Annotated in this window: 4 protein-coding genes and 1 pseudogene; all 5 read right to left on the bottom strand. The window is 74.6% G+C overall.

The genetic code is table 11. The features are described from left to right. Positions 1 to 209, bottom strand: a pseudogene (locus HUW36_RS28645) (D-beta-D-heptose 1-phosphate adenosyltransferase); the annotation flags it as partial. Positions 210 to 220: 11 nt separating this feature from the next. Then, a complete protein-coding gene (locus tag HUW36_RS28640) occupies positions 221 to 880 on the bottom strand; it encodes a D-sedoheptulose-7-phosphate isomerase (RefSeq protein WP_174530971.1) in 660 nt (219 codons plus the stop codon). Next, the gene (locus tag HUW36_RS28635; protein WP_174530970.1) at positions 880 to 2,097 is read right to left on the bottom strand and encodes a glycosyltransferase; all 1,218 of its coding nucleotides are present in this window, start codon (positions 2,095 to 2,097) and stop codon (positions 880 to 882) included. The genes HUW36_RS28640 and HUW36_RS28635 overlap by 1 nt, the downstream gene beginning before the upstream one ends. Next, positions 2,082 to 3,056, bottom strand: a complete 975-nt coding sequence (locus HUW36_RS28630; protein ID WP_174530969.1) for a glycosyltransferase — start codon at positions 3,054 to 3,056, stop codon at positions 2,082 to 2,084. Before HUW36_RS28630 ends, HUW36_RS28635 begins: the two co-directional genes overlap by 16 nt. Next, positions 3,053 to 3,414, bottom strand: a 362-nt coding sequence (locus tag HUW36_RS28625) for a glycosyltransferase family 9 protein (protein WP_281357567.1), incomplete at its 5' end; no start/stop codon positions are given. The genes HUW36_RS28625 and HUW36_RS28630, both read right to left, overlap by 4 nt.

Here is a 3,414-nt window from a genome sequence, read left to right as displayed (position 1 = left end):
CCGGCGTCGTCGGCGACGGCGGTGACCAGCGCGACCTCGGCGCCCTGCGCGGCCGCGAAGACCGCGGCCAGGCCGGCGCCGCCGGGGCGGTCCACGGACGTGGTCTCGTCCAGCACCGGCACCGGGGAGTCCGGGCAGAGCCGGTTCACCAGCCCCTCGACGTCCCGGTCCAGCAGCGTGTCACCGAGCACCACCAGGGGTCCCGCCATGCTCGACCTCCTCATCGGGCCTGCACCTCCGGATCCGGGTCGTCGAGCACCACCTCGACGCCGGCGCGCACCGGTCCCGCCGGGGCGCGGGCGGCGAGCGCCGCCGGCAGCGCCTGGTCGACGTACTCGCAGAGCAGGTGCGTGGAGACCAGGTGCAGCTCCTGCACGACCTGGCTGTCCGGCGAGTCGATCGCGAGCCGTTCGTCGCAGAGGTCGGCGAGGGGGTTGGGGGCGGGGCCGGTGAAGGCCCAGCAGCGCAGGCCGGTGTCGTGGGCGGCGTGGGCGGCGGTGAGGAGGTTGGGGCTGGTGCCGCTGGTGGACATGAGGAGGAGGAGGTCGTCGGGTCGGCCGTGGGCGCGGACCTGGCGGGCGAAGATCTCGTCGTATCCGTAGTCGTTGCCGATGGCGGTGAGGGCGCTGGTTTCGGCGTGCAGGGCGATGGCGGAGAGGGGTTGGCGGTCGTGGCGGAGTTTGCCGACGAGTTCGGCGGTGAGGTGTTGGGCTTCGGCGGCGCTGCCGCCGTTGCCGGCCACCAGCAACCGCCCACCCCGGGCCAGCGTCCAGGCCAGCTCGCTGCCCCAGGACGCCAGCCGCTGCGCCTCCCGCCGGTACGGCAGCAGCGCCGCGGCCAGCCCGGACAGGTGCGCGTCGAGTGTGTCGAGCGTGGTCATCAGGCCACCGCCGACGCGGGACGGGCCGCGGCGGCCACCGAGGCGTAGACCGCGCCGAGCTGTTCGGCGCACCGCTTCCACGAGTACCGGCTGCGGATGCGGTCCAGCGCGGCGGTGGCGTACGCGAACCGGCGCACGTTGTCGGCGAGCAGCCGGCGCAGCGCGGCGCCCAGCGCGCGGGGGTCGCGCGGCGGCACCAGGTCACCGGTCAGCCCGTCCACCACGCTGTCGGCGATGCCGCCGACGTCGGTGCCGATCATCGGCACGCCGCACGCCATCGCCTCCAGCGGGGTGAGCCCGAACGGCTCGTACCAGGGGGCGGCGACAAGCACGTCCGCCGAGCGGTACCAGGCGCCCATCTCCTCGCGCGGCACGCCGCCGAGCAGCCGGACCCGGTCGGCCACGCCGCACGACTCGGCCAGCGCGGACAGCCGGCGCGCGAACGCGTCCGCCGGGAGCAGGTCGGCCGGCGGCCCGCCGACCACCACGCACTCGGCGTCCGGGACCGCGGGCAGGGCCCGGACCACGTCGAGGAAGCCCTTGCGCTCGACCATCCGGCCGACGGTGAGGATGCGCCGGCGGGCCGGGTCACGCGGTGCGACCGGGCCGTCGGGGCGGAACACCGTCTCGTTGACACCGGAGGGGACCAGCGCCATCCGGGACCTCGGCACTCCCATCCGGACCAGTTCGCGGACCTCGTCCTCGCACTGCACGATCACCCGGTCGACGGCCCGCCCGAGCGCCCGCTCGTAGCCGACCCGCCCCGGTGGGCTGGTGTCCCGGGTGCCCTGGTGGCGGCGCTTGACGCTGCCGAGCGCGTGGTACGTCAGCACGGTCGGCACCCCGGTACGGCGACCGGCGTGTACGGTGGCCAGCCCGCTCATCCAGAAGTGCGCGTGGGCCACGTCCGGGGTCCAGCCGCCGTGGCGCCAGGTGTCCGCCAGCCAGCTGCCGAACTCGCCCATGTACGGCAGCAGGTCGTCCTTCGGCACCCGTCGGGCCGGGCCGGCCGGGACATGCCACACCTGGTAGCCGTCCGGCGTGGGGACCGCCTCGGCCGGCGCGGGGGAGTCGCGGCGGGTGTAGACGCGGACGTCGTGGCCCGCGTCGACGAGCGCGGAGGCGAGTTCCGCCACGTGGGTGTTCTGCCCACCGGCGTCCTCCTCGCCGAGGACGGCGAGCGGGCTGGCGTGCTCGGAAATCATCGCGATGCGCATGTCTCCTCCTCCATGATCCGGTCCCAGTCGGCGAGGAACCGGTCCAGGCCGAACCGTTCCTTGGCCACGTCCCGGGCCCGCGCCCCGAGCCGGCGCGCGGCGTTCCGGTCCTCGGTCAGCCAGCGCGCCGCGTCGACGAGCGTCTCCACCCGGGTGGAGAGCGCGCCGGCGGCGGGTGGCACGGCTTCGACCGCCTCGGTGGTGGCCAGTGCCACCACCGGCATGCCCATGGTCATCGCCTCGATCAGGCTGAGCCCGAGTGAGGTCCAGCGGCACAGGTGCAGGTACGCGCGCCGCCGGGCCAGTTCGTCGTGCATGGCGTGCTGGGGTACGTCGTCGTGGCTGGTCAGGCGGTCCTCGGGCAGCCCGAGGTGGGCGGCGAGCCCGGCCACCTTCATGCCGTAGACGTCCAGCGGCGCCAGCGCGGCGAACCGGGCGAGCAGGTCGGTGCCGGTGACCCGCCAGCGGCGTACCGGCTCGTTGATGACCACGGCGAGGCGGTCGAGTTCGCCGGTCCAGTCGACGGTGGGGGCGACGACGCCGTGTTCGATCACGGCGGTGCGGGTGGCGCCGTTGTCGTAGAACAGTTCGTTGAATCCGGTGACGTGGGTGAGCAGGAGGTCGTCGCGGTCGGCCATCGGGTGGCGGGTGTGGGGGACGTCGCCCTTGGGGGTGTTGTGTTCGACGTAGATCGCGGGCACGTCCCGGCCCACCCGGCGACCGAGCCACTCGCAGGCCAGGTCGAACTCCTCGGGGCGTTGCAGGACCACCACGTCGACGTCGGTGTGGGCGAGGTCTTCGGGGGTGACCTCGACGGCGGTGTCCGGCCAGGGGTAGGTGCGGGCGCGGCCGAGTCCGTAGGGACCCCGGTCGGGGGTGACGGGGATCAGGTAGCGGTGCTTGCCGTGCACGAAGGACGTCGTCCAGGAGCCGTGCACGTGCCACAGCAGGATGTTCATCCGACCACCCCGCCGGGGACGGGCGCCGGCACGGCGGCGGGCACCCCGAGCAGTCGCAGCGCCTCCAGCACCCGGCCCGGTTCGACCGCCGACAGGCAGGGGTGCCCGGGCACCGGGCAGGCGGTGGCGCGGGTGTCGCGGCAGGGCGCGGCGGCGTCGCCGAGGCGGACCGTGGGCACCCGGTAGGGCCCCCACTGTCCGAACGGGACGGTCGGGGCGAAGAGACTGACCACCGGCACGCCCAGCGCCGCGGCCAGGTGGGCCCGGGTGGGAACCTCCAGTACACGTCCACCTCGAAGCGGCTGATCGCCGGTGTCCGGGAACTCGTGGTGAGCCTGGGTTACCGCTGCACGACGAA

It is taken from the genome of Micromonospora maritima (genome assembly GCF_902825405.1).
Taxonomy (GTDB): Bacteria; Actinomycetota; Actinomycetes; order Mycobacteriales; family Micromonosporaceae; genus Micromonospora; species Micromonospora maritima.
The sequence above is the reverse complement of the archived record's forward strand: the minus strand, read 5'-3'. Positions and strand labels throughout refer to the sequence as shown.